Origin of the sequence: Staphylococcus caeli (assembly GCF_051413795.1) — a bacterium.
Classification (GTDB): Bacteria; Bacillota; Bacilli; order Staphylococcales; family Staphylococcaceae; genus Staphylococcus; species Staphylococcus caeli_A.
The window spans coordinates 251,476-277,939 of record NZ_JBOIRQ010000001.1 but is presented as its reverse complement, the minus strand read 5'-3'; the positions used below and the strand labels follow the sequence as shown (position 1 = coordinate 277,939).

24 protein-coding genes and 1 pseudogene are annotated in these 26,464 nt (G+C 33.4%); 3 read left to right on the top strand and 22 right to left on the bottom strand.

Annotated elements, in window-relative coordinates:
- Window positions 1–14 precede the first annotated feature (14 nt).
- Window positions 15–935, bottom strand: a complete 921-nt coding sequence (rnz, locus tag ACSULM_RS01345) for a ribonuclease Z (protein ID WP_436859951.1) — start codon at window positions 933–935, stop codon at window positions 15–17.
- 151 nt (window positions 936–1,086) lie between these two features.
- On the opposite strand from rnz, the gene zwf reads away from it, so the two are divergent.
- A complete protein-coding gene (gene zwf, locus ACSULM_RS01340) occupies window positions 1,087–2,571 on the top strand; it encodes a glucose-6-phosphate dehydrogenase (protein ID WP_436859949.1) in 1,485 nt (494 codons plus the stop codon).
- A 549-nt stretch (window positions 2,572–3,120) separates the two neighbouring features.
- Window positions 3,121–3,987, top strand: coding sequence for an effector binding domain-containing protein (locus ACSULM_RS01335; protein ID WP_436859948.1), 867 nt, complete (start codon window positions 3,121–3,123; stop codon window positions 3,985–3,987).
- An 80-nt stretch (window positions 3,988–4,067) separates the two neighbouring features.
- Here ACSULM_RS01335 and ACSULM_RS01330 read toward each other — a convergent pair whose 3' ends face one another.
- From ACSULM_RS01330 to ACSULM_RS01315, 4 genes are all read right to left on the bottom strand, one after another.
- Entirely contained in the window at window positions 4,068–5,726 is a 1,659-nt protein-coding gene (locus ACSULM_RS01330; protein ID WP_436859946.1) for a glycoside hydrolase family 13 protein, read from the bottom strand.
- A gap of 12 nt (window positions 5,727–5,738) precedes the next feature.
- Window positions 5,739–6,743: a LacI family DNA-binding transcriptional regulator gene (locus ACSULM_RS01325; RefSeq protein ID WP_436859945.1), complete on the bottom strand. Its 1,005-nt coding sequence runs from the start codon at window positions 6,741–6,743 to the stop codon at window positions 5,739–5,741.
- 182 nt (window positions 6,744–6,925) lie between these two features.
- Window positions 6,926–8,335, bottom strand: a complete 1,410-nt coding sequence (gndA, locus tag ACSULM_RS01320; protein ID WP_436859943.1) for an NADP-dependent phosphogluconate dehydrogenase — start codon at window positions 8,333–8,335, stop codon at window positions 6,926–6,928.
- A gap of 69 nt (window positions 8,336–8,404) precedes the next feature.
- Window positions 8,405–9,541, bottom strand: coding sequence for a M20/M25/M40 family metallo-hydrolase (locus ACSULM_RS01315; protein ID WP_436859942.1), 1,137 nt, complete (start codon window positions 9,539–9,541; stop codon window positions 8,405–8,407).
- A 193-nt stretch (window positions 9,542–9,734) separates the two neighbouring features.
- On the opposite strand from ACSULM_RS01315, the pseudogene ACSULM_RS01310 reads away from it, so the two are divergent.
- Window positions 9,735–9,824: pseudogene (locus ACSULM_RS01310) on the top strand (hypothetical protein); the annotation flags it as partial.
- A 142-nt stretch (window positions 9,825–9,966) separates the two neighbouring features.
- Here the strand turns inward: ACSULM_RS01310 and ACSULM_RS01305 are convergent.
- The 17 genes from ACSULM_RS01305 to accB all read right to left on the bottom strand — a co-directional run bounded on the left by ACSULM_RS01305 (window position 9,967) and on the right by accB (window position 26,310).
- A complete protein-coding gene (locus tag ACSULM_RS01305; protein ID WP_436859940.1) occupies window positions 9,967–10,941 on the bottom strand; it encodes an aromatic acid exporter family protein in 975 nt (324 codons plus the stop codon).
- Window positions 10,942–10,956: 15 nt separating this feature from the next.
- On the bottom strand, window positions 10,957–11,391 hold the full coding sequence (gene brxB, locus ACSULM_RS01300) for a bacilliredoxin BrxB (protein ID WP_436859939.1): 435 nt from the start codon (window positions 11,389–11,391) through the stop codon (window positions 10,957–10,959).
- Between the two features lie 326 nt (window positions 11,392–11,717).
- Window positions 11,718–12,986 (bottom strand): dihydrolipoamide acetyltransferase family protein, encoded by a 1,269-nt coding sequence (locus ACSULM_RS01295; RefSeq protein WP_436859937.1) that lies wholly within the window; start codon window positions 12,984–12,986, stop codon window positions 11,718–11,720.
- Window positions 12,987–12,998: 12 nt separating this feature from the next.
- On the bottom strand, window positions 12,999–13,982 hold the full coding sequence (locus ACSULM_RS01290) for an alpha-ketoacid dehydrogenase subunit beta (protein ID WP_436859936.1): 984 nt from the start codon (window positions 13,980–13,982) through the stop codon (window positions 12,999–13,001).
- Window positions 13,975–14,973: a thiamine pyrophosphate-dependent dehydrogenase E1 component subunit alpha gene (locus ACSULM_RS01285; RefSeq protein ID WP_436859935.1), complete on the bottom strand. Its 999-nt coding sequence runs from the start codon at window positions 14,971–14,973 to the stop codon at window positions 13,975–13,977. Before ACSULM_RS01285 ends, ACSULM_RS01290 begins: the two co-directional genes overlap by 8 nt.
- 16 nt (window positions 14,974–14,989) lie before the next feature.
- Entirely contained in the window at window positions 14,990–16,411 is a 1,422-nt protein-coding gene (lpdA, locus tag ACSULM_RS01280; protein ID WP_436859934.1) for a dihydrolipoyl dehydrogenase, read from the bottom strand.
- A gap of 10 nt (window positions 16,412–16,421) precedes the next feature.
- The gene (gene buk, locus ACSULM_RS01275; RefSeq protein WP_436859933.1) at window positions 16,422–17,483 is read right to left on the bottom strand and encodes a butyrate kinase; all 1,062 of its coding nucleotides are present in this window, start codon (window positions 17,481–17,483) and stop codon (window positions 16,422–16,424) included.
- Between the two features lie 241 nt (window positions 17,484–17,724).
- Window positions 17,725–18,621, bottom strand: a complete 897-nt coding sequence (locus tag ACSULM_RS01270; protein WP_436859932.1) for a phosphate acyltransferase — start codon at window positions 18,619–18,621, stop codon at window positions 17,725–17,727.
- A gap of 70 nt (window positions 18,622–18,691) precedes the next feature.
- A complete protein-coding gene (gene recN / locus ACSULM_RS01265; RefSeq protein WP_436859930.1) occupies window positions 18,692–20,368 on the bottom strand; it encodes a DNA repair protein RecN in 1,677 nt (558 codons plus the stop codon).
- Between the two features lie 21 nt (window positions 20,369–20,389).
- Window positions 20,390–20,842, bottom strand: a complete 453-nt coding sequence (gene ahrC / locus ACSULM_RS01260; protein WP_436853947.1) for a transcriptional regulator AhrC/ArgR — start codon at window positions 20,840–20,842, stop codon at window positions 20,390–20,392.
- Window positions 20,843–21,147: 305 nt separating this feature from the next.
- Window positions 21,148–22,035 carry a polyprenyl synthetase family protein gene (locus ACSULM_RS01255; protein WP_436859928.1) on the bottom strand — a complete coding sequence of 296 codons (888 nt, stop codon included), beginning with the start codon at window positions 22,033–22,035 and terminating at the stop codon, window positions 21,148–21,150.
- Window positions 22,025–22,270 (bottom strand): exodeoxyribonuclease VII small subunit, encoded by a 246-nt coding sequence (locus tag ACSULM_RS01250; protein WP_436854243.1) that lies wholly within the window; start codon window positions 22,268–22,270, stop codon window positions 22,025–22,027. Before ACSULM_RS01250 ends, ACSULM_RS01255 begins: the two co-directional genes overlap by 11 nt.
- Window positions 22,260–23,606: an exodeoxyribonuclease VII large subunit gene (gene xseA, locus ACSULM_RS01245; protein ID WP_436859926.1), complete on the bottom strand. Its 1,347-nt coding sequence runs from the start codon at window positions 23,604–23,606 to the stop codon at window positions 22,260–22,262. The genes ACSULM_RS01250 and xseA overlap by 11 nt, the downstream gene beginning before the upstream one ends.
- Window positions 23,607–23,612: 6 nt before the next feature.
- Window positions 23,613–24,008, bottom strand: a complete 396-nt coding sequence (gene nusB / locus ACSULM_RS01240; protein ID WP_436853950.1) for a transcription antitermination factor NusB — start codon at window positions 24,006–24,008, stop codon at window positions 23,613–23,615.
- A gap of 95 nt (window positions 24,009–24,103) precedes the next feature.
- On the bottom strand, window positions 24,104–24,466 hold the full coding sequence (locus ACSULM_RS01235; protein ID WP_436859924.1) for an Asp23/Gls24 family envelope stress response protein: 363 nt from the start codon (window positions 24,464–24,466) through the stop codon (window positions 24,104–24,106).
- Window positions 24,467–24,478: 12 nt separating this feature from the next.
- Entirely contained in the window at window positions 24,479–25,837 is a 1,359-nt protein-coding gene (accC, locus tag ACSULM_RS01230) for an acetyl-CoA carboxylase biotin carboxylase subunit (protein WP_436853952.1), read from the bottom strand.
- Window positions 25,837–26,310 (bottom strand): acetyl-CoA carboxylase biotin carboxyl carrier protein, encoded by a 474-nt coding sequence (gene accB, locus ACSULM_RS01225; protein ID WP_436859922.1) that lies wholly within the window; start codon window positions 26,308–26,310, stop codon window positions 25,837–25,839. The genes accC and accB overlap by 1 nt, the downstream gene beginning before the upstream one ends.
- Window positions 26,311–26,464: the final 154 nt, after the last annotated feature.

The following is a 26,464-nucleotide window of genomic DNA, read 5'->3' as shown; positions in this document are numbered from 1 at the left end:
CAGCTTTTTTTAATTTAAAACGACCACGTATCAAAATCTTTAACAAATTTGAATGGTGGCGTAGTAGTCTGTGATTTTAACTGTTTACTAATCTCTTCTATTTCTTCTAAAGTATAACGGTTACTCATGTGCGTGATTAAACTATATTCTACTTCAGCAGTTTCAATTAGTTCGAATACATCTTCTATATGACTGTGATGGTAATTATTTGCTAACGACTTATCGCCTTCAATATAAGTACTTTCGTGAACCATGACGGTTGCGTGTTGTGCAATCTTCAGTTCGTTTGCGCAAGGCATCGTATCACCAAATATTGCTACAATTGGACCTTTGACCGCTTCACCCTTGAAATCTTTAGAATTATAAATAATCCCGTTATATTCAAAGGTTTCATTATTTTTGACGTCTTGATATTTTGGACCAGGTTCTAAACCGATTTGTCTTAGTGCAGAAACATCAATTTTTCCAGAAGTATACGGTGCTTCTACTCTGTATCCAAAAGATGGTATGCCGTGATTTAACATGTGTGCTTCTACACTAAAGCCATTATTTTGATATGATAAGTGATCTTCTATTTCTATATATGTAATTGGATAGTTTAATCTTGATTCAGATAAACGTAGTACGGTTTCTATAAATGCTTTAATACCTTTTGGACCAACTACGGTTAAAGGTTTGCCTTCTCCACCTTGAAACGAGCGACTCGTTAGCAAACCAGGCAAACCAAATATGTGATCACCGTGCATATGCGTTATAAAGATATGATCTACTTTACCCAATTTTATAGAGTGATGTAATATTTGGTGTTGTGTACCTTCTCCAACATCAAAGAGCCAAATGCTATTTGAGTACGGCTCAAGGTTCAATGCGATTGCTTGCGTGTTTCGTTCTTTGGTTGGTAGACCAGCACTCGTACCAAAAAATGTGATTTCCATGCATATGCCTCCTCTTCTTGTACACATTTTATCATAGAAAAGAATAAAAAATATATTAAAATTTGATGCTTTCAAGCAAAAATGTATGAACTATGTGTATGATTGTTCTATAATAATATAGAGATTTATAAAAAGAATTGAGGTTTTGATCTTGAATACTAAAAACAAAGACATTCCATGCTTAATAACAATTTTTGGAGCAACAGGTGATTTAAGTCACAGAAAATTATTCCCATCATTATTCCATTTATATCAACAAGAAAACTTAAACGAACAAGTTGCGATTATTGGTATTGGAAGAAGAGATTTAACGAATGATGATTTTCGTAATCAAGTGAAATCATCAATTCAAGAACATGTTAAAGATACAAAGCATCTTGATAAATTTATGACACATGTCTTCTATCATAAACATGATGTTAGTGACGAAGCGAGCTATCAATCTCTCTTAGAAGTGAGTAACCAGCTAGATACTGAGTTTAAACTCCAAGGTAATCGATTATTCTACTTGGCTATGGCGCCAAAATTCTTTGGTGTAATTTCAGATTATCTAAAATCTTCTGGCTTAACAGATACAACTGGTTTCAAACGCTTAGTTATTGAAAAACCATTTGGTTCAGATTTAGAATCTGCTGAAAGCTTAAATGAGCAATTACGTCGATCATTTAAAGAAGAAGAAATTTATCGTATCGATCATTATTTAGGTAAGGACATGGTCCAAAACATAGAAGTGTTACGCTTTGCTAACGCGATGTTTGAGCCATTATGGAATAATAAATATATTTCTAATATTCAAGTTACATCTTCAGAAGTATTAGGTGTTGAAGATAGAGGTGGCTATTATGAGTCAAGTGGCGCATTGAAAGACATGGTACAAAATCACATGTTACAAATGGTTGCCCTACTTGCAATGGAGGCACCGATTAGTTTGAACAGTGAAGATATTAGAGCTGAAAAAGTTAAAGCACTAAAATCTTTACGTAAATTAGAGCCTGAAGAAGTAAGTCAGAACTTTGTGCGTGGTCAGTATGATGAAGGTATCATCAACGGCCAACAAGTTCCTAAATATCGAGATGAAGATCGTGTAGCAGAAGATTCAACGACGCCGACCTTTGTTGCTGGTAAATTGACTATTGATAACTTTAGATGGGCTGGTGTTCCGTTCTATATTAGAACAGGTAAACGTATGAAGAGCAAAACTATTCAAGTTGTAGTTGAATTTAAAGAAGTTCCAATGAATTTATATTACCAAACGGATAAAAAATTAGATTCAAATTTACTTGTCATCAACATACAACCAAATGAAGGTGTTTCATTACATTTGAATGCTAAGAAAAATGTACAGGGTATTGAAACTGAACCAGTACAACTCTCTTATGCGATGAGTGCTCAAGATAAGATGAATACTGTTGATGCTTATGAAAACCTATTGTTTGACTGTTTAAATGGTGATGCTACAAACTTCACACATTGGGAAGAATTAAAATCTACTTGGAAATTTGTAGATGCAATTCAAGATGAATGGAATCAAAGTGAACCTGAGTTCCCTAACTATGAATCTGGTTCCAATGGCCCACTCGAAAGTGATTTATTATTAAGTCGAGATGGTTTCCATTGGTGGGATGATATTCACTAAATAAATGAATTGTATATATAAGTAGAGTCTAGGATATATAAATCTTAGACTCTATGACAATGAGATAGTAGATAACTGAATTGAAAATATAAAGTCTCACTGCTTAATTCATTAAGTTAGTGAGACTTTTGCATGTACTTCAGCTCAGGTAATTTTCTCAATTCAACCTTGCCGGGGTGAGACAATGAAACCTTTTTAGAAAAATTAGGTTTCTGTCTCGCTCTCTTTTTTATTTGTATGATTTTTGTGTTATTATTTTATCTATTGAACACATTTTAAAAGTACAACGTATCTTCTTTACATTTTACCCTATTTAATATTTTAAAGATGTAACCTAGCGCAAAATGATGTAGAATATACTTAATTAGTTATCGAACTAAAATATTAGTTGCTTGTATTCATTATCGCAATGATGGAATGATATGTTGAACAACTTTAAATATACCTTTATGCGTAAGTGATAATTTAAATTATTAAGTAATTGTATATTTTAGTGGTTTAAATTAAAAAAATGAGTATTTAGTGAATTGAAAATTAGGAGTGGAAGTTTTGGACGTTATCAAGCAAATACAACAGGCAATCGTATATATTGAAGATCATTTGCTAGAGCCTTTTCATTTGCAAGCACTTAGTGATTACGTTGGTCTTTCACCTTACCATTTAGATCAATCATTTAAAATGATTGTTGGTCAATCCCCTACTGAATATGCGCGATCACGCAAAATGACACTAGCAGCAAAAGAAATTATTAGTGGATCAAGTCGTTTAGTAGATGTTGCTAAAAAGTATAATTATAATGATGCAAATGCATTTGCAAATGACTTTAGCGACTTTCATGGAGTCTCACCAATACAAGTGAATACCAAACGTGAGGATTTAAAGATGCAGCCTCGCCTTTATATCAAATTAACGACGACCGAAAAGCCGCCGAATCAGTATCGTTTAGAGGATACTGAGGGTATTTCTTTGGTAGGTTATGCAAAATTTGTCGATGCTGATCATTTAGAAAATCCATTTAAAGTGCCAGATTTTCTCGAAGATTTAATCATAGATGGAAAAATAAAAGAACTGCAACGCTATAATGATATTAGTCCACATGAACTATTTGTCGTAAATTGTCCACTAGATGAAGGTGTAGAAATCTTTGTCGGGGTTCCGAGCGAACGGTATCCAGCGCATTTGGAAAGTCGTTTCCTACCAGAAAGACAATATGCAAAATTTAATTTGCAAGGTGAATTAGATTATGTGGTTAACGAGGCTTGGTATTATATTGAAACAAGCTTGCAGATGACATTACCATATGAACACAATAGTCTTTATGTCGAGGTTTATCCATTTGATATTTCATTTGATGATCCATTTACAAAAGTACAGTTGTGGATGCCAGTCGACCAAGAACAATATTTAGATTTTTAAATTAAACACCACGAGTTACATTTGACATTACTGTTCAAATAGTGACTCGTGGTGTTTTTATTTATTATATGATTAAAAAACTATAGTTTTACAACATACGCTTCGAATGGACGCAAAATTGAAAGTTCATTATCTTTATTTTGTGATTGATAGTTATGAAGTAATATATTTTCTGGGTGTATATTACTTGTATCGATATTTAACGTTGCTGTTTGAGCTGTTAAATTACTTACAATAAGAACTTGTTGATTATTGTAAGTTCTAGTGTATGCGAAGATTTGTGCATTATCTTCATCTACTAAATCGAAAGTACCATAGGTGAAAATATCATCAGATTTTTTTAAATCAATCATTTTTTTATAATAATTTAGAATAGAAGTCGGGTCATTTTCTTGGTTAGCTACATTAATTGTATTATAATTTGGATTTACTGGGAACCACGGTTCATGATCAGAGAAACCAGCATTTTTTTCATTATTCCATTGCATAGGTGTGCGCGAATTATCTCTATTTTCCATTTTATGCTTTTCTAATAAAGCAGATACGTCTCCATTTTGTGATTTCACAATATTATATTCATTCACAACAGCTACATCATTGAATGTTTCAACACTTTCAAATGGATAATTCGTCATACCAATTTCTTGCCCTTGGTATATAAATGGTGTCCCCTGTTGTAAAAAATAAACAGTTGCATGACTAGTAGCTGATTCGTACCAATATTGTTCATCATCACCCCACGTTGATACACGTCTAGGTTGATCATGATTTTCTATAAATAAAGCATTCCAACCAACATTTTCTAATTTTTTCTGCCAGCGATTTAACACATTTTTATATGATAAGACATCGAATTTTACATCGCCAGTATTCCATAGACCAAGATGTTCAAATTGGAAAATCATATTAAATTTTCCATTCTTTTCTCCTACCCAGTCTTCCGCATTGTCGGGATTTACACCATTTGCTTCGCCAACTGTCATAATGTCATAGTGTTTTAGCGACTCATCTTTCATTTCTTGCAACCAATTTTGAATACCAGGTTGATTCATATCAACATCAAATGCGGGAGCATAACTTTTTCCTTCAGGTACAGGTAAATCACCGGCGTCAAATGATTTTTTGATATGTGTTATGGCATCAACTCTGAATCCATCGATGCCTTTTTCAAACCACCAATTCATCATTTTAAAAATAGCAGTTCTAACTTCATCATTTTCCCAATTTAAATCTGGTTGCTTTTTGCTAAATAAATGGAAATAATATTCCTGTGTATGTTCGTCATATTCCCATGTAGATCCATTGAAGATACTTTCCCAATTGTTTGGTTCAGATCCGTCAGCTTTAGGCTGTTCCCAAATATACCAATCACGTTTTGGATTATCTTTGCTAGATTTTGATTCTATAAACCAAGGATGTTCGTCGGATGTATGATTGACCACTAAATCAAGAATAAGTTTCATGCCACGTTCGTGTACACTATCTAGCAATTGATTGAAATCTTCCATTGTTCCAAATTCATCCATGATATCAGTATAGTCACTGATATCATAGCCATTATCATCGTTTGGTGATTTATACATAGGGCTTAGCCATATCACATCTATACCGAGAGACTTTAGGTAATCTAACTTTTCTATTACACCTTGTAAATCACCTATACCATCATTATTTGAATCATTGAAACTTCTTGGATAAACTTGATATGCTACTGCTTCTTTCCACCATTGTTTATGCATAATATTGCCTCCTTATAATTGTTGAGTTGAACTACGTGTAATAATATCTGTTTGAATAATATGATTAAATTGTGTAACTTGTTCTTTATTTATTAACTGTAGTAATGCTTTCCCTGCTGTTTCGCCAAGCGATTGTGGATGTATGTCTACAGTTGTTTGTGGCGGTGAGGCAAATGCATTGATATAAGAATCATTGAATGTTGCAGTTTGTATATCCATTGGAATATTTAATGCTAATTCATACAAGGCACTAAGTACTATATGATTGATCATAGTATCAGAAGTTAAAATAACAGAGGGCAATTTGTGTTGAAATTGTAATTTTTTAAGGTGTGCCAAAATATCAGCTTGATTCATTTCAAAATGAATAACCTGTGGCTCTAAGTGTGCGTCGTACAGAGCATCTATGTGCCCTTTCACACGGTCCTTGACTACTTCATAATTCCCCGTTTCTGCAATAAACATAAAATCAGTGTGGCCAAGATCAATTAAATAGTGTGTCAAATTAGCTGAAGCTTCAATATTATTATTATCTACAGATATAGTCTTTTGGGCATGAATAGGTTTACCAATTACAACATATGGAATCGACTGCTTTTCTAAAATCTTGATGACGTCATCATTTTCTTTTGAATAAAGCAATATAAAACCATCAACAGCATGATAAAAAATCATCTCTTTTACTTCTTCAATGATGTCACTTGGATCTGTTGCTGTAGTAGCAATAGTAGCGTAACTTTTTGTCTTACAAACATGAAAAATTCCGGAAAGTACATCGATAATAAATGGATTTTGTAGTGTTGTGAAATGACCATCTTTATGAATGATACCAATAGTATTGGATTTTTGAGTAACCAAAGTGCGTGCTGCTTTGTTTGGTTGATAGTCCAGTTCAGCCATGATCTTTCGGATTTTACTTTGTGTATGACTACTAATTCGAGAATTCCCACTGATTACACGTGACACAGTGGATGGTGATACATTTGCTAATTTTGCAATATCTTTAATTGTTGTCAATATGATAACTCCCTAAAACATGTTAATAAAGCGATTACTTTAACTAATATCAATGATATCGAATAAAAATTTTAAAGTCAAAAGATTTGTGCAATCGTTTGCGCAAAGAAGTATATAAAAAAAGATTCCAAGGTACATAAGCATATGCACTGGAATCTTCTTTTTGTTTTACTTTTAAAATATTAATCTTCAATCCATTGAGTATGGAATACGCCATCACGATCTTTACGTTCATAAGTATGAGCACCAAAGTAATCGCGTTGTGCTTGAATTAAATTGGCAGGAAGATTTTCTGAACGATAACTATCATAGTAATTTATACTTGCTGAGAATCCTGGTGTAGGTACACCATTTTGTACACCTGTTGCTACAACATCACGTAACGCATCTTGATAATTAGTTACGATATCCTTGAAGTATGGATCTAATAAAAGATTTTGGAGTTCTTTATCATTGTCATACGCTTCTTTAATTTTTTGTAAGAATTGCGCACGGATGATACAGCCTTCACGCCAAATCATTGCAAGTTCACCTAATTTTAAGTTCCATTCGTTGTCTTCACTTGCTTTTCTCATTTGAGCAAAACCTTGTGCATATGAACAAATTTTACTCATATAAAGTGCTTTGCGAATTTTTTCTAGAAATTCATCTTTATTACCTTCAAATTTAGCATTAGGGCCGTTCAATTGTTTAGATGCATTTACACGCTCTTCTTTGATTGAAGAAATGAAACGGGCAAATACAGATTCTGTGATAATTGTTAATGGAATACCTAATTCTAAAGCATTAATTGATGTCCATTTTCCAGTACCTTTTTGACCAGCAGTATCTAAGATTTTTTCTACTAATGCATCATCAGTATCTTCATCTAGTTTAGTAAAGATATCTCCTGTGATTTCAATAAGGTAACTTGATAATTCTCCTGCATTCCAATCTTTGAATGTTTGAGAAATTTCTTCGTGTGACATACCTAATAAATCTTTCATCATTGCATAACTTTCAGCAATTAATTGCATGTCAGCGTATTCGATACCATTATGAACCATTTTTACATAATGTCCTGCACCATTTGGACCGATATAAGCAACGCAAGCAGCACCATCGTCAGCTTTTGCAGAAATAGATTCTAGGATATGGCTTACTTTGTCAAATGCTTCTTTTTGACCACCAGGCATTAGAGATGGTCCAGTTAAGGCACCTACTTCACCGCCAGATACACCCATACCGATAAAGTTTACACCACTTTCGGCAAGAGCTTTGTTACGTCTGATTGTATCTTGATAATTTGTGTTACCACCGTCGATTAAAATATCGTCATTATCTAATAATGGTAATAAGCTATCAATTGTTGCATCCGTTGCAGGTCCTGCTTTAACCATTAACAAGATTTTGCGGGGTTTTTCAAGAGAATTAACAAATTCCTCTATAGAGTACGTCGGATGTATGTTCTTTCCTTTAGACTCTTCAACCATTTCGTCAGTTTTCGCAGATGAACGGTTAAAAACGGAAACGCTATATCCACGTGATTCAATATTCCAAGCAAGGTTTTTACCCATTACGGCTAAACCTACTACACCAATTTGTTGTGTCATTTAACTAACCTCTCTTATATAAAGTTTTCTAGTATATTGTATCACAAAGACGTAATAATATTCACTTAATCAGTTTTCAGATTGCTGAGTAATTATTTCAACAATTTTAATAAGTTGTTCAGCTAATTTATTTAACGATTCAATTGGCATACGTTCTTCAGTTGTATGAATATTTTCATATCCTACTCCAAGGATGACTGTTGGAATACCTAATTGATTAATTATATTACCGTCAGAACCACCGCCGGCCATAACAGTATTGGGTTTTAACCCTAATGCGACTGCACTTGCTTTTGCAATTTTTGTAACAGGTGCATCATCTGGAATCTTGAAACCAGGGTAACTTTTAATAATTTCAACAGAAGCTGTACAACCATATTTACTTGCTGTTTGTTCAAACACTGATTTCATATGTTCAACCTGAGCTTTAATACTGTCATCAGAATGTGATCGTGCTTCAGCTAATAATGTGACCTCATCTGCAACAATATTGGTTGCAGATCCGCCTTCAAAGCGACCGATATTTGCAGTTGTATATTGATCAATTTGACCTAACTTCATTTCACTCACTGCTTTCGCAGCAATGTTAATCGCACTAACACCTTTATTTGGCGTACTTGCATGAGCTTTTTTACCATAAATTGTTGCATTGACTTTCATTTGTGTTGGTGCGTGAGTAACCGTAGTACCAACATCGACACTTGCATCAATGGCATAACCAAATTGTGCATCTAATAAATTAGAATCCAAAGCTTTTGCACCTTCAAGTCCGATTTCTTCTCCGACTGTAATAACAAATTGAATTTGTCCATGTGGCACATTTTGCTCATTTAATGTGTGTATCAATTCAAATATAGATGCTAAACCTGCTTTATCGTCTGCACCTAAAATTGTTGTTCCATCTGAATATATATAACCATCATTGTTGATTTGTGGTTTAACATCAATGCCAGGTACTACAGTATCCATGTGGCTCGTAAAATATATTTTATCGACATTCTCATAATTTGCAGAAGCAGGTAATGTACATACTAAATTATTTGCACCTAATCCCTCTTGTTCACTAGCAAAATCTTCTTCAACAATTAATCCTAAATTTTGAAATTGCTGTTTAAGATGTGCTTGAATGTTTTGTTCATTGCCACTTTCTGAATTAATTTGAACTAATTCCAAAAATGTATTTATAAGCCGTTGTTTATTAATCATTTTTATGTCTCCATTCTAATTAGTAACGTTATGACAAGTGTAACGAAATACGGGACTTAGTAAAAATAATATGACTCTATGCTTTTATTATTCATATGCTATAATAATGCTATAAATATATTTTATGAATGAATGTCATGAGTAAAATAATATAGAAACAATTGTAAAATTTGGAGGAGTTATTTTGAATAATAATAAAGTATTACGAGTGATTATTGTAGTAATGTTAGTAGCAGTTGTACTTGCTTTGATTTTAACTAGCATCGTACCATTAGTGAACTAAACCTGAGATTAAATATACAGTATAATAATTAAAGTTATAGATTAAAAAAATGAAAAGGTCACAGCCATAATTTATTATGGTTGTGACCTTTTCATTTATTTGCAAGTTTAAGATGAAGCAATTACGTCAAATTGTAATTGTATTATTCACTATGCAATCTTAATGAACCAAATTGTGATTTTACAACTAAATACGCTTCTAATTCATTTAACAATTGCAATAAGCTTGCACGAGTTCGAAATGAAGCATGCGAAGTTGGTAAATCAAGTTGATTGAGCTCCAGTCTGATTTCATATAATGCGTGTAATCTCAATGCAGTATAATCGTTACTATTCACATTCGTAGCAACTTCTGCAAGTAAGTTTGATATTTTTGATAATAAATCATCTTTAGTTTCTATGTTTTCAATTATTAAAGCCATTCTTTGCAATAATTCTAATTGTTCCTCACGCATATCAAAATAGTGATAATAAGAGTTTTCATTTCTAACAAAGTGATTTTTAACATCTCTGAAAGCAATAGATTTAGCTTTATTTATTGTGAGTTTTAGTTTTTTAAATGAAATATCAATTTCAGGGTTAGGTGTTTGGCACATTTTGCTAAATGTTTCGAAAATGAATGTGAATTGTTGCTCAATTTGTTGTTTATAGTGCTTTAAGTTACTGTCTAAACTAGGCATAATCATATTCATTAAAAAGGCAATACCTAGTCCCACAATTAATAAGAGTATTTCATTAATAAATAAGTCAATATCAATTGTCTTTGCATTAAATACATGTAACAAGATAACACAGCTTGTTACAACACCTTCTTGTACTTTAAAAACAACAGTTAAAGGAATGAAAAACAATACAATTAGACCTAAGACAATTGCATTCTGACCAAGTAAATTAAAAGCTATAGAACCGAGTATGAGAATCATAAGACATGATACAAAACGAGATACAATTGCTTGTAGTGAATGTACTTTAGTGTGTTTGATACATAAAACCACTAAAATGGCACTTGATGCAAAATTATCGAGTCCAATTAATTTTGCAATAATAATAGCAAGTGCCATTCCAACTGCAGTCTTAATTGTTCTAAATCCTATTTTATATGGATTTAACTGCGTCATTTTTCAAAACCTCTATTACTCGTCACAGTATTTGTCGAAGAGATCTTGTAATTGAGTGATCACATTCATTACATCATGACCTTCAATTTGATGTCTCTCAATCATTTCTGTAATTTTGCCATCTTTGATTAAAGCAAATGATGGACTTGATGGTGCATACCCTTCAAAATACGTTCTTGCTTGTTGTGTTGCCTCTTTGTCTTGTCCTGCAAATACAGTTACAAGTCGGCTTGGTAATTTATCATAGTGCAATGCATGTGTTGCTGCTGGTCTTGCAATACCACCTGCGCATCCACAAACAGAATTTACCATTACGAGTGTAGTTCCATCTTGTTTTAATACATTATCTACTTCATTTGCAGTAGTTAATTGTTCATAGCCTGCTTCTTCTATTTCATTTCGTGCTTGATTAACTACATCTGTCATATATAAATCAAAATTTAAGTCCATAATAAACTTCACCCTTCATAACTAATTAATACTTTTATTCTACTAATATATAGTCAATACTTCAACAGCTCTGATTACAGAAGTAGTAACTTTTATTGATTGTGTGATTATTTTTAGACAATTAATAAAAATGATAATTCTCTAATGTAGAACATAGTAATGATAATCAACAATTCGATATTAGAAGACTTGAACACACAGCACATGTCGAATACATGTAAGGTGGTTGCCAACTGTTATCCGATTTATGATTCAATGTTACTAATCAAACAATATTAAAAGTCGAAACACTATATGTTCCGACCTTTAATAAAAAATGATTCAATTTAGTATATGCTTGTATGTTCAATTGAATATTGTTCGATGCGTGTTTTTACGAAATTCATAAAACGACCTGCTTGCAAACCGTCTAAAATACGGTGGTCTATCGATATACAAAGGTTGACCATATTACGAATCGCAATCATATCATCAATGACAACTGGCTTTTTGACGACTGATTCAATTTGTAAAATACCAGCTTGCGGATGATTAATGATTCCCATTGATGATACAGAACCGAAAGTCCCAGTATTATTAACTGTGAATGTACCACCTTGCATATCTTCAGTACGTAATTTTTTATTACGTGCTTTATGCGCAAGTTCATTAATTTCACGAGCGATACCCTTAATAGATTTTTCATCAGCATTTTTAATTACAGGTACATAAAGTTTGTCTTCATCAGCTACAGCAATAGAGATATTTACATCTTTATGCATCACTATTTCAGAATCTTGCCAACTACTATTGAGTAATGGATAAGCTTTTAACCCTTCGGCAACGGCTTTAACAAAGAATGCGAAGAAAGTTAAATTATAACCTTCACTTTCTTTAAAGCTTTGTTTGTGATAATTACGTGTTTTTACCAAGTTAGTAGCATCAGCTTCAACCATCATCCATGCATGAGGAATTTCATTGACACTATTCACCATATTTTGCGCAATTTGCTTACGCACACCATTTACTGGAATGGCTGATCCTGGCGAAGGTTCATTATAAGTGACTTGTTTAGATACTTTAGGTGTATCTTTAGGCGCTACAATCGTAGATGGCGTTTTATTTGTACCTTCTTTAATTACCTTTTCGATATCTTTTTTAGTAACACGACCTTCGAAACCAGTTCCGGTAACTTGTGACAAGTCAATTTGGTGTTCAGATGCTAACTTAAACACAACAGGTGAATAGCGACCATTATTTTTAGGTGTATCATTTGTTGTTTTAGGTTGTTCAGAAATCGTTGCTTGTGACTGTTCAACTTGTTCTGTATCATTCTGCTCATTGCTTTCAGAATGCGATGATTCGGTTGTTTCTAGTGAAGCATCATCCGCTTCGAGTATACAGATCACCTCATCTATAGCAACTGTAGTACCTTCTTCAACAATAATTTCACGTATAGTACCTGCGTATGATGATGGCACCTCTGCTGTTACTTTATCTGTAATGACTTCACATAGTGGGTCGTATTCTTCAACTTTATCTCCTACTGAGACAAGCCATTGTTCGATTGTTCCTTCGTGTACACTTTCACCCAGTTTAGGCATTTTGATTTCCATTTTACTGCCTCCTTAAAATTCTGCGAGTTCACGCATTTTAATTTTTATCTTATCTGGATTGATCATAAATTCATCTTCAAGTGTCGGTGCAAATGGCATAGATGGAACATCAGGTCCAGCTAATCTCATAATAGGTGCATCTAAATCAAATAAACAATTTTCAGCTATAATGGCAGCCACTTCTGATATAACACTACCTTCTAAATTGTCTTCAGTGACTAATAAGACTTTACCAGTTAATTTCGCTCTTTCAATGATTGTTTCTTTATCAAGCGGATAGACAGTTCGTAAATCAACTACTTCTACATTTATACCATCTTCAGATAACATATCCGCTGCTTGGATACAGTAATTCACACAAAGTCCGTATGTAAACACAGTTATGTCATCACCTTCACGTTTTACATCTGCTTTGTCAATTGGCACTGTGTAATACTCTTCTGGAACTTCTTCTTTAAGTAAACGATATGCTTTTTTATGTTCGAAATATAAAATCGGGTCATTAGATTCTATTGATGCAAGTAACAATCCTTTAGCATCATAAGGTGTCGATGGAATAACAATTCTTAATCCAGGTGTTGAAGCGAATATAGATTCAACACTTTGAGAGTGATAAAGGGCACCATGAATACCGCCACCAAACGGTGAACGAATTGTAATAGGACAATGCCAATCATTATTAGAACGATATCTCATCTTCGCTGCTTCGCTCATGATTTGATTTGTAGCAGGTAAAATATACTCAGCAAATTGAATCTCAGCCACAGGTCGTTTACCAAGCATTGCAGCTCCAATACTCGTACCGACAATATTAGATTCAGCTAAAGGTGTATCTAAGACACGTGCCTCACCATACTTTTGTTGTAAACCTAAAGTAACGCCAAACACGCCACCTTTTTTACCAACATCTTCGCCTAATACGAATACATCATCATCTTTCGCCATGGCTTGGTCTAGCCCTTGTTTAATTGCATCTAAATAGCTTAATTTAGGCATTGTTTAAGCTCCCTTCTTCATAAACGTGTGTATATGTTTCTTCTGGTGATGGATAAGGTGCTTTTTCAGCTTCTTTAGTGGCTTGATTCACAAGTTCTTTATGTTCATTTTCAATTTCTTCTAACCATTGCTTATCAATGATGCCTTCTTCAAGGAGAAATGTTTTGAATTTAAGATTACAGTCTAAAGATTTTAATGCATCACGTTCATCTTGAGTACGATACTTATCATCATCATCTGAAGAATGTGCTGTCATTCTAGTACACATTGCTTCAATGAGTGTTGCGCCTTCTCCATTTAACGCGCGTTCTCTCGCTTCTTTCATTACTTTATACATTGCGATTGGATCATTACCATCAACATGTTCGCCGTGCATTCCATAACCAATAGCACGATCTGATAATTTTTCTGCACCATATTGCAATTCATTTGGTACTGAAATTGCGTATTTATTATTTTCTATTACACAGATAAAAGGAAGATCATGTACACCAGCAAAGTTAAGGCCTTCATGGAAATCACCTTGGTTCGAACTACCTTCGCCTACGGTTGCCATTGCAATATTTGGTTTTTTATCCATTTTTAATGCAAGTGCAGCGCCGACCGCATGCAAAATTTGAGTGCCTACAGGTGAGCTTTGTGATAATATCCCTTTTTCACGTTTACTAAAATGAGATGGCATTTGTTTTCCGCCAGAATTAATGTCATCGCGCTTACCGAAAGCTGCTAACATAGAATCTAATGGTGTCATGCCCATGTATGTTACAAATGCTAAATCTCTATAATAAGGTGATGAAATATCGCCTTCCGCCATAGCATAAGCCATACCTATTTGTGTTGCTTCTTGTCCCTGACAGCTAATGACAAACGGAATTTTACCTGCACGGTTTAGTAGCCACATACGCTCATCTATTTTACGGCCTAAATCCATCCACTTGTACATTGTTTTTAAGTCAGACGCTTCTAGTCCAACTGATTTATAATCAAACATCTTATTTCCTCCTTAATTAAACGTGAATCGCTCGATTTTCAACTTTTAAGCCCAATTCCATCAATACTTCGGATAACGATGGGTGTGCGTGTGTTGTTAATCCAAGTTCTAAACTTGAACCATTCATAAATTGTAGTAGAGATACTTCATTGATTAATTCTGTGACATGGGGGCCTATCATATTGAATCCGAGTATCTCATCATTATCTTGATCGATGACGACTTCACAAAAGCCATTTTGGTTTGTAACGTTTTCAATTACAGCTTTACCAATAGCTTTAAATGGTACTTTAAATGTTTTCGCATTTTTGTTTTCAGCTTTTGCTTGTTCTTGATTTTGTCCAATACTGGCAACTTCAGGATGTGTATATACACACTTAGGCATTTTTAAATAATCAACAGGTAAAGGCGATTGGTCAAACATGTGCTCAATTGCATTGATGCCTTCTTTTGAGCCAACATGTGCAAGCTGTAATTGACCAATACAATCACCAGCTGCGTATATGTGCTTATCATCGGTTTGTTGATATTCATTTACAATAATATGATTTGATGATGTGCATTTAATTTTTGTGTTGTTTAGACCAATATCATCAGTATTTGGTTTTCGACCTATTGCTATTAAAGCTTTATCAAATTGTAATTGCTCATCATTTAACGCAATGGTTATTTTATCATTTTCAATAGTGATTTGGTCTTCTGAAAGTTGTGTGTTCTCATGAAATTTTGTACCACGTTGTGTCAATTCTTTTTTTAATTGTGTAGCAATTGATTTACTTTCAGTTGGTAAAATACGTGGACCTGCTTCTACAACCGTTACTTCTACTCCTAAATCTGTCATTAAAGATGCAAATTCTAAACCAATAACACCGCCACCTATGATAACTAAAGACTGTGGCAATTGCTCTAATTTCAATATATCATCACTAGAAAGTACAACTTCATGATCAAATGGTAAGAATGGGAGTGACATTGGTTTTGAGCCAGTAGCGATAAGTACATTATTATTTGGAATAAGCTCTGATTCACCATTTTCAAACTCCACAGAAATTGTGCCACTTTGAGGTGAGAATATGGACGGCCCTAAAATGCGTCCGGTACCATTATATACGTCTATTTTATTGTGTTCCATGAGATGAGAAACACCACTGTACATTTGATTAACAATGTCATTTTTGCGCTCTTGAATGCGTGAAAAATTTAATTTAAAAGCATCTATATCTACACCGTAATCTTTCGCATTCAATACAGTACGCGTGACTTCAGCAGATTTTAATAAAGCTTTGGTAGGTATACAACCTTTATGTAAACACGTTCCTCCTAAGAGTGATTTTTCAACAAGTGCTACTTTCTTACCTAATTGTGATGCTCTAATTGCAGATACATAACCTGCAGTTCCGCCACCTAAAATTACTAAATCATATTTTTCTTCTGCCATGTTTTTGCTCCTAACTATAAGCCTTAGCCAATTCATTTCCATTTAATACTGCGATCGTTCTAAGGGCCAATGCATCCATTTCTTTTTCTCCGGGGTATACAGTTACAGGTGCAATCCAATCCACGTATGATTGAATGTGCTCATTAATAAACTTATTATGACTTAAACCACCAGTTAATAATATTTGATTGATTTTCCCTTGTAAAATAGTGGCTCTTTCGCCAATTGCTTTTGCAACTTGATACGCAAGTCCATCTATTGCTAATTTCACTTTAGAATTTGTATGATACATTGTTGATAATTGTTGAATGTCATTTGTGTTAAACATGCTAATGAAACCACCTTCTTTGCTCAAAAAGTGATTCATTTCTGTTGGTGTAAAGTTGTGTTTATATCCAAATTGGTATAGCTGATCATTTGGAATTGAGCCAGCACGTTCAGGACTATATGGCCCTTCGCCAAGCAAACCATCATTAACATCGACAACATTCCCTTTTTTATGCGCACCAACCGTAATACCGCCACCCATGTGAGCGACGATGACATTGATATCCGAATAACGTTTGTTAATAGAATTCGCATACATACGAGCTACTGCTTTTTGGTTTAACGCATGAAATACACTGCGACGTTCAATGCCTTCGATTCCAGTTAATTTTGCTATTGGAATCAATTCATCGACAACGACAGGATCTACTGTAAACACAGGGATTCCATATAACTTCGCAATTTCATATCCAATAATACCACTCAGATTGGAAGCATGTACACCGTATTTGCAAATTTTGAGTTCTTCATACATTTTGTCGTTAACATTATATACGCCACCAAGTATGGGTTTGAGTAGCCCTCCTCTGCATGCTATGGCATCTATTTGGTCAAACTGCATGTTCATTGCATGATTAATAAAATACTCAATCTCTTTTTTTCGTGGTGTTTTTTGATCAACTAATGACAACGATGTGACTTCAAGGGGATGTCTTATTGTTTCACTTTTCACACATAAACTGTCGTCATATATTGCGATTTTTGATGATGTACTACCAAGGTTCAATACTAATATTCGAGCCATTACGACACCTTCTTTTTACCATAAATATTTATCTAGCGTATGACTAATCAAGATAAATGTTTTATGATTTTTAAAATAATTAAGAAACTAAGTATCTATACATAATGATAAGTAACCCTAAGCTTCAATATTTTAATAAACAATTTATAATATCCTATTTCATTTTACATCAACTAACTGGATTATAAAATTAATAACCTATTCTGCCTAAAAGGTTGTCATTGAAATATGCTTTTAGATATTAATTTAAAACCTTTAATCCAAGAAGTAATGAGTCGAGTTTATTCTGTTTTGAATCAGCTCTAGAGGTTAACACTATTGGAAATTTAGCCCCTAATACTAAGCTAGCCACACTCGCATCACCAAAATATGTGAATGATTTATACAATGCGTTTCCAACATCGATATGTGGGACTAGCAATCCATCGACATCTCCAGCAACTGATGATTTTATATTTTTCTTTATAACGCTTTCCATACTAATTGCATTATCAAAAGCAAATGGTCCATCCACATATAAAAAGTCAGAACCTTGACGACTAATACTATTTTTCAATTTTTCGGCATCTAGTGACGACTGTATTTTACGTGTTGGGTGTTCGACAGATGATAGGATACCCAATTTAAATTGTTCGTAACCTAACGATTGCGCAAAGTTAGCAAGGTTAAAGATAATTTGTTTCTTTTCTTCTATAGTTGGATTAATATTTAACGCAACATCGCTTAGCATGAGCGTTTTATGATATTTAGGGATATTAAAACAAGCAACATGATTTAAGAATCCATGTTTATCTATAAATGTTTTGTTACTTAATACAAATGACAATAAAGTCGATGACATCATGTTGCCTTTCATGAGTAAATTAACTTTACCTGTTGCTAAATCTTTTGAACATAGCTGAAATAATTCGTGTTCTGAATTGCTTAAAACGATGTGAATTCTATTTAACAATTGAGCATCTATATCAAATGATCTAATTATTTCTGTTGGATCTTCTGTATCATATAAATAGATTTCAATATTCGTAATTTTAAGTGCTGCAATAACCACGGATAACATTTTTTCGTCGTTGGCAAATAATATCGCGACACTACCATTTAAAGAATTTGAAGGTTTAATTAAATGTTGATATTGCACTAAAAATCAACACCTTTCTTATATAATTCATCCCAAATTGAATTGCTATATAGCATTTTTAGTTTGCTATTTATGTCCGTTGATTTTGCTCAATCATTTCTTTGGCGTTCTGACGTGAAAGTTCGGTAACGCTCGCTCCAGAAATCATGCGTGCAATCTCATCAACACGTTCGTCTCCTGAAAGTTCTTGAACATGCGTTGTAGTGCGGTCATCTGTTGAATTTTTGCTAATAAATAAATGATGATCGCTCATTGTTGCAACTTGTGGTAAATGAGAAATGCAAATCACTTGAATGTAGGTTGCTAAATCTTTCATTTTTTCAGCCATTTTTTGAGCAGCCTGACCAGATACACCAGAGTCTACTTCGTCAAAAAGTATGGCTGTTTGTCCTCTTGTTTTAACAAAGATTGTTTTGAGTGCTAACATTATTCGTGATAATTCTCCACCCGAAGCAATTTTGTTTAGGCTTTTGAGTGGTTCCCCTTTATTAGGACTAATTAAAAATTCTACAAATTCAATACCTTCTCGATTTGGGGCTTCTAATGGTTTAAAAGAAATTTCAAGATTAGCATCTTTCATTTGCAAGTTTTGAATTTCTTCAACGATATGGTTTCGTAATTTTTGAGCCACATTCCGTCGTTCTTTAGATAGTTTTGTACCAAGTTGCATGACTTTTTCATATAAATCATCAATTTCTTGCCTTAATTGAGAAGTGCTTTCCTCATAATTTTCAATTTTGTCTATTTCGTTCGCCAATTTACTTTGATAGACGATGAGCTCATTTATATCTTTACCATACTTGCGCTTAAGATCATTGAGTAAATTCATTCTTGATTCGAGTTCATTCAAATACTGTTCGTCAAATTCTGTATTTGTCAATTCATCATATAATTGATGTTTTGCATCTTCTAATGTGTAATAAAATTGGTCGACTTCTTCTTTTAATGTTTCATATTTTTCTGGCAAAATATGACTGATTGCTTGTAGTTGATTGCTTAATTCATACAATCTGTCTGTTATCGCATGTTCATCTGTTAATGTTAAATGTGCGTTGTTCAGCGCTAAACTGAGGTTTTCTGAGTTTTGTATTCGTTTAATATCCGATTCAAGTTGTTTAACTTCGCCTTCAACTAAGTTCGCCTCTTGCAATTCTTCATATTGGAATTTAAGTAAATCAAGTCGCTGTAGCAAAGCTTGATCTGCAGATTCTAAATCTTCCAATTCTCTTCGTTTAGATTTGTATTGATCATATGTAGAGACATAATCATTGAGTAAATTTCTATACGTATCTTCAGCATAATTATCAAGTAATTGCAGGTGGTATTTTTGTTTTAGTAATGTTTGAGTTTCATGTTGGCCATGAATATCCAATAGTTCTTGCATGATTTTACGTAAATCTTGAAGTGTAACAATTTGGTTATTCACTCTACATAAACTTTTACCTGTACTGAAAATTTCTCGTTTAACTAATAAGAAATCTTCGTCTATATCAATATCCAATGCTTCTAAAATTGACATCGCTTCTTTACTTTCGTCTATATCAAAGATACCTTCTATAATCGCTTTTTTCTCACCATGTCTCACGTAATTGGATGATGCACGCATGCCTATAAGTTGGCCAATCGCATCAATTATAATAGATTTACCTGCACCAGTTTCACCGCTTAGCACTGTTAGTCCATCACCGAAATGAACTTCAAGTTCATCAATAATTGCAAATTGTTTAATAGATAACGTTTGAAGCATTCGTTATACACTTCCTTATAATTATAATAAATTAAAGATACGTGCTTTAATTTTTTCACTCGCTGAATCATCACGACAAATGATTAAACAAGTATCATCACCGCAAATTGTTCCTAATACTTCTTCCCAATCAATTTGATCTAAAATCGCACCAATTGATTGCGCATTTCCTGGTAAAGTTTTGAGTACTAACAAATTACCTGTACCATCTATATTTACAAACGAATCCATAAGATAACGTCCTAATTTTTCTAATGGATGATACTTTCTATCATTAGGCAAGCTATAAACATATTGACCAGCTGGTGTTGGTACTTTTATTAGTTGCAATTCTTTTATGTCTCTTGAAACAGTTGCCTGTGTTACGTTTAATTCATACTCATTTAAACGTTTTACTAACTCATCTTGCGTTTCAATTTTTTCATTTGATATTATTTCACGTATTTTAATGTGTCTTACTGATTTTTTTGCCATGAATAGCACCTCTATAAACGAATATTTATACATTTATTTTAACACATGGTAATAAATAGCACTAGCGAAGTAACTATGTAATTTTACTTAACAAAACCATAGTGATGGCTTTTGTTAAGTAAATAGTAATTGATAAATAACCTACAAAGATTGATGTACTAAAGTATAAACCAGAGAATTGTAAATTATTAATGAATATTTATTTAAAAAATTTCAAACAAAAAAAGCTAAGACATAAATAATTTTGTCTTAGCCAGTATACAATTTTAGAATATCAAATATAACCACAACTAAATTCCAATAATTTAAGATTCACGATTATTGAATAATTCAATAATATAGACTAAGTTATCTGTATTATAAGAATCAGGGAGTTGCTTTAAATTTTCATATGCTGCATCAGTGTGATATTTCATTTTGTCTTCTGCACCTCGTTGTCCAAGCAATGAAACGTAAGTGCTCTTGTCATTTTCTATATCGCTACCTACTGATTTACCTAATTTTGCTTCGTCACCATAAACATCCAATAAATCATCTTTAATTTGAAACATTAGTCCTAAATGTTCGCTGTAGTTTTCTAATAATTTAGCAACATGATTTTCTGGGTTTGCAATATCTACTGCTGCCATGACAGCAAATTTCAATAGCGCACCTGTTTTGGCGTTGTGAATTTGCTCTAATGTTTGAATATCAACAGAAGTAGCTTCACCTTCACTTTGCATATCAAGGGTTTGACCACCTACCATACCCAGATGACCACTCGCAAATGATAATCGCTTAAGTAACTTGATTTTTGCAGAATCGTCTAATTTGTCATCGTTTGCTATAATGTCAAATGCTTTTGTTAAAAGCGCGTCACCTGCAAGGATTGCTTTCCATTCTCCGAAAACTTTATGGTTAGTTAGCTTACCTCGTCGATAATCATCATCATCCATTGGTGGTAAATCATCGTGAATTAAAGAATAAGTATGTATCATTTCCAATCCTAATGCAGAGGATAAACCTTTTTGATAGTCATTAGTAAGCATTTCAAGTGTTAAAAGTAATAGTACTGGTCTAATACGTTTACCACCAGCTTCTAGAGAATATCGCATACTTTCTTCTAAATTTGTATTTAGTGAAGATTCTGGGATAGATTTGCTCAATAATTGATTAATTTCGTCAGCTAGCTGAATCATTTTATTATTTGTCATCACTATTTACCTTCTCTGTATCAACATTTTGCTCAGTATTTTCTTCAGACATTAGTTCATTTACTTTCTTTTCAGCATCTTTTAAAGTTTCATCGCATGTTGCTGATAGCTTCATACCACGTTGATAAAGATTTAAAGATTCTTCTAAAGAAACATTTTCGTTATCTAATTTTTGTACAATCGTTTCTAACTCTTTCATCATCTCTTCAAAACTTTGCGTATTATCATTCGTCATCATTACACCTAACCTTCTTAACTTGTGCATCAACAAAGCCATCTTTCATTGTTAACACAATATTATCATTTTCGGATAAATCTTTTGTACTTGTAACTACAGCGTTTTCTTTATTAATAATTGTATAACCACGTAACATTGTATTAGTTGGGCTTAAATTATTAAGACTCTCTAATTTCCTAGTGAGATTCTGCTTTTGATTTGTAATAAAATTATGAATCACTTTAGTTAATTCCTCGCGTTTTTGCTGGTTAGTTAACTGATTCCTATTAATATCTTGTCTAAAGCCTTTCAAATTAAACTTGTTATTTAGTATCGTTAAATGTTGTTGTTGGTTCTTTATAATAGTACTGGCAGAAAGTTTAAGTTGTTTTTCCAAATCATCGCGTTTTTGTATTTGTTGATCATATAGCAATGTTGGCGTTTGAAATTTATAATAAGAAGCTACATGCTCTAAGTGTTTGCGTTGTTGTTGCATATGTTGTTTGATAAAACGTGTTAATGAAAGTTTAGTCTGATGTAAATATTGTCTGATTTCATATTGATCTGGTGTGGCCATCATAGCAGCCTGTGTTGGTGTAGCAGCTCGTACATCAGCAACAAAATCACTTAATGTAAAATCGGTTTCATGTCCGACAGCTGAAATTATTGGCGTATTACAATGATATATCGCCTTCACGACGTCTTCTTCATTAAAATTCCACAAATCTTCGATTGAACCACCACCGCGTCCAATGATAATCGTATCCACACCTAATTTGTCTGCCTGAGCTATTTTTTCTATAATGTCTTGTTTAGCTTGTGTACCTTGAACAAGTGTGTTGATTTGAATTTGTTCAGCTAATGGATATCTACTGTTAATCGTAGTATGAATATCTCGAATGGCTGCGCCAGTACCAGCAGTTAAAACAGCAATTTTTTTAGGAAACTTAGGAATTAGTTTTTTATGATTTTGATCAAAAAAGCCATCTTTAGTTAATTTCTTTTTTAGTTGTTCTAACTTTTGATACAAGTTTCCAACACCATCAATATGCATCTTATTAACATAAATTTGATAGTTTCCACGTCGTTCGTAAACTGATACACGTGCTTCTAAGAGTACTTCGTCACCTTCTTTTGGATCAAAATCAATCTTAGCCGCACTACCTTTAAACATCATGGCACTAATCACACTATTTTTATCTTTTACATTAAAATAAAGATGACCACTACTATGCTTTTTGAAATTTGAGAGTTCACCTTTGATTAGTACCGACTGTAAATGTGGATCCTGATCAAATTTATATTTGATGTATTTGGTTAATGTTGTAACACTTAAATATTCTGATTCTACCATAATTTATCACTCTTCTATTTCAATATTGCTCAAAACACCGTTAATGAATTTAAAATGATCGTCATCGCTGAATTGTTTTGCTAATTCAACTGCTTCATTGATAATTACTTTTTGCGGTGTCGAACTATGTAACAATTCAAAAGTAGACATTCTAAGAATAATTCTGTCAGATTTTAACAATCTTGATAAAGTCCAATCTTTTAAATGTGGTTGGATTTTTGCGTCTAATACTGATTCGTGATCTTTAACACCTGTCACTAACCAATTTATAAAATCGAATTCTAAATCGGGATTATCATCTTTTATAAAACTGATTGCTTCTTCGATTGTTAAGTCACTGTTTTTCATTTCAAGTTGAAATAGAGTTTGAAAGGCTTGTGTTCTGGATTCTTTTCGACTCATTATAAACTCCCTCAAGCATCTTTTATTTGTAAATCTTCCGCGAAAAATGAATTATGCTTTTCCGCGGTATAGATTTTAAATTTGCTTATAAATTTTTATTTTGTTGGTTCTATATGTGTTATATGGATATTAATCTGAGTAGGTTCAATAGTGGTCATTGTTGTAAGTGAATTGAAAATGGCTTGTTGAACCTTTTTCGCTGTTTCTGAAATATTGATACCATAAGCAAGTGAGCAAAATACGTCAATATAAATACCATCGTCTTTTGTATCTACTTTAACGCCTTTTGTTAACTGCTTCTTACTTATATGTTCAATGCTAACATTTCTCAACTCTTTAAAGTGACCTTCTATCCCTTTAATCTCAGATGTAGCGATGCTGGCAATGACAGTTAATACCTCAGGTGCTATTTCAATTTTGCCTAAATTGGAATGTGAGGTTTCAGTGACCTTGACCATTTCACATGCCTCCTATTTAGATTCTTCGTCCATAATGTTATATGTTTCTAGGAATTTTGTGTTGAATTCTCCACTTCTGAAAATATCATTGTTTAATAATCGTATATGGAATGGAATCGTTGTATCAATTCCGAGTACGAGAAATTCTCCGAGTGCTCTTAATCCAGTCATAACTGCTTCATCCCTAGTTGGCTCATGAACAATGAGTTTAGCTACCATAGAATCGTAATATGGTGGGATTGTATAGTTAGTATAACATGCTGATTCAATTCTTACGCCAAATCCACCTGGAGCCAGATATTGTGTGATTTGACCAGGAGAAGGCATGAAGTTTTTAAATGGATTTTCTGCATTAATTCTAAATTCCATTGCATGACCTTCAATTTTAATATCTTTTTGCTTGAATGGTAATTTTTCTCCCATAGCAATTTTAAGTTGTAATTTCACTAAATCAACGCCAGTTACCATTTCCGTTACAGGGTGTTCTACTTGAATACGCGTGTTCATTTCCATGAAGTAGAATTCATTTGAATCTAAATCATAAATAAATTCGATTGTACCAGCATTTTCATAATTTACAGCTTTAGCAGCTCTAACTGCAGCATTACCCATTTCTTGACGCTTAGCCTCAGTTAGTATTGGTGAAGGTGCTTCTTCAACAAGTTTTTGCATTCTACGTTGAATGGTACAGTCACGTTCACCTAAATGTATAACGTTGCCGTAACTGTCTCCAATGATTTGAATTTCAATGTGTCTAAAATTCTCGATGAATTTTTCTAAATATAATCCCCCGTTACCAAAAGCAGTTTCTGCCTCTTGTTGGGTCATCTTAAAGCCAGTTTCTAATTCTTTTTCATCACGTGCTACTCTAATTCCTTTACCACCGCCACCAGCAGTTGCTTTTATAATAACTGGATATCCAATTTTGTTCGCAATTTTCTTTGCGTCATTGATATCTTGAACTAAACCTTCGCTACCAGGAACTACTGGTACTTCAGCGCGTTTCATCTCTTCTTTAGCTACATCTTTTATACCCATTTTTTGAATGGATTCATAGCTCGGTCCGATGAATTTTAATTGGCATGCTTCACATAATTCTGCAAAGTCTCCATTTTCAGCTAAAAAGCCATAGCCTGGATGTATACCGTCACAACCTGTTGAAGTTGCAATTGATAGGATGTTTGGGATATTTAAATAAGAATCTTTGGATTGTGTTGGGCCAACGCAATATGCTTCATCAGCAATTTGAGTATGTAGTGCGTCTTTATCTCCTTCAGAGTATATTGCCACAGTTTGTAATCCAAGATCATGACAAGCACGGATGATTCTTACTGCAATTTCCCCTCGATTTGCTATTAAAATTTTATTCATTATTTCACCTTAAATAACGGTTGGCCATACTCTACCATTTGACCGTCTTCTACTAAAATTTCTACAATTTCTCCAGTAACTTCAGCTTGGATCTCATTAAATAATTTCATAGCTTCTAATATACAAACTGTTGAGTCATTTGTAACAGAATCGCCAACTTGGACATATGCACTTTCCTCTGGAGACGGTGATTTATAAAAAGTTCCAACCATTGGCGCATTTATAGTTTGCAGATTATCGTCTGCTGGCGCTGAAGGTGTATCTTCAACTGTATTATTAGTAGTTGGCGCTTGTGCAACACCTTGTTGAGGTGCAAATTGCTGCATTGGTTGTTGTGAAATTTGAGGTGTTATGATTTCAGTTTCTTTTTCTTTTTTTAGATTGACAACATTACCTTTATCTTCAATGTTGATTTCAGTCAAACTTGATTGGTCAAGAATCTCGATTAATTCTTTGATTTCTTTAAAATTCATAAATACTGACTCCTTCAGATTGTTTTCATTTACCTTATTTATTTTACTTTAGTGATATGCTCAATTCAAGCATATACACACTTTCTATAATAAAGTGGTTTACTTTTATCATTATCATATTTTTTCTGGGTTTTAAAAAGTTGTGTTAAAAACG

What these genes read in the sequence shown, in the direction of transcription:
- accC (WP_436853952.1), bottom strand. Translation starts at nt 25,837, where the DNA reads ATGAATAAAATTTTAATAGCAAATCGAGGGGAAATTGCAGTAAGAATC.
- ACSULM_RS01330 (WP_436859946.1), bottom strand. Translation starts at nt 5,726, where the DNA reads ATGCATAAACAATGGTGGAAAGAAGCAGTAGCATATCAAGTTTATCCA.
- buk (WP_436859933.1), bottom strand. Translation starts at nt 17,483, where the DNA reads ATGGCTCGAATATTAGTATTGAACCTTGGTAGTACATCATCAAAAATC.
- ACSULM_RS01235 (WP_436859924.1), bottom strand. Translation starts at nt 24,466, where the DNA reads ATGGTCAAGGTCACTGAAACCTCACATTCCAATTTAGGCAAAATTGAA.
- gndA (WP_436859943.1), bottom strand. Translation starts at nt 8,335, where the DNA reads ATGACACAACAAATTGGTGTAGTAGGTTTAGCCGTAATGGGTAAAAAC.
- xseA (WP_436859926.1), bottom strand. Translation starts at nt 23,606, where the DNA reads ATGGTAGAATCAGAATATTTAAGTGTTACAACATTAACCAAATACATC.
- ahrC (WP_436853947.1), bottom strand. Translation starts at nt 20,842, where the DNA reads ATGGCAAAAAAATCAGTAAGACACATTAAAATACGTGAAATAATATCA.
- ACSULM_RS01255 (WP_436859928.1), bottom strand. Translation starts at nt 22,035, where the DNA reads ATGACAAATAATAAAATGATTCAGCTAGCTGACGAAATTAATCAATTA.
- lpdA (WP_436859934.1), bottom strand. Translation starts at nt 16,411, where the DNA reads ATGGCAGAAGAAAAATATGATTTAGTAATTTTAGGTGGCGGAACTGCA.
- ACSULM_RS01290 (WP_436859936.1), bottom strand. Translation starts at nt 13,982, where the DNA reads ATGCCTAAATTAAGCTATTTAGATGCAATTAAACAAGGGCTAGACCAA.
- ACSULM_RS01315 (WP_436859942.1), bottom strand. Translation starts at nt 9,541, where the DNA reads ATGATTAATAAACAACGGCTTATAAATACATTTTTGGAATTAGTTCAA.
- brxB (WP_436859939.1), bottom strand. Translation starts at nt 11,391, where the DNA reads ATGGACTTAAATTTTGATTTATATATGACAGATGTAGTTAATCAAGCA.
- ACSULM_RS01305 (WP_436859940.1), bottom strand. Translation starts at nt 10,941, where the DNA reads ATGACGCAGTTAAATCCATATAAAATAGGATTTAGAACAATTAAGACT.
- ACSULM_RS01250 (WP_436854243.1), bottom strand. Translation starts at nt 22,270, where the DNA reads ATGACGAATGATAATACGCAAAGTTTTGAAGAGATGATGAAAGAGTTA.
- recN (WP_436859930.1), bottom strand. Translation starts at nt 20,368, where the DNA reads ATGCTTCAAACGTTATCTATTAAACAATTTGCAATTATTGATGAACTT.
- ACSULM_RS01295 (WP_436859937.1), bottom strand. Translation starts at nt 12,986, where the DNA reads ATGGAAATCAAAATGCCTAAACTGGGTGAAAGTGTACACGAAGGAACA.
- ACSULM_RS01285 (WP_436859935.1), bottom strand. Translation starts at nt 14,973, where the DNA reads ATGTTTGATTATAAATCAGTTGGACTAGAAGCGTCTGACTTAAAAACA.
- accB (WP_436859922.1), bottom strand. Translation starts at nt 26,310, where the DNA reads ATGAATTTTAAAGAAATCAAAGAATTAATCGAGATTCTTGACCAATCA.
- rnz (WP_436859951.1), bottom strand. Translation starts at nt 935, where the DNA reads ATGGAAATCACATTTTTTGGTACGAGTGCTGGTCTACCAACCAAAGAA.
- nusB (WP_436853950.1), bottom strand. Translation starts at nt 24,008, where the DNA reads ATGAGTCGAAAAGAATCCAGAACACAAGCCTTTCAAACTCTATTTCAA.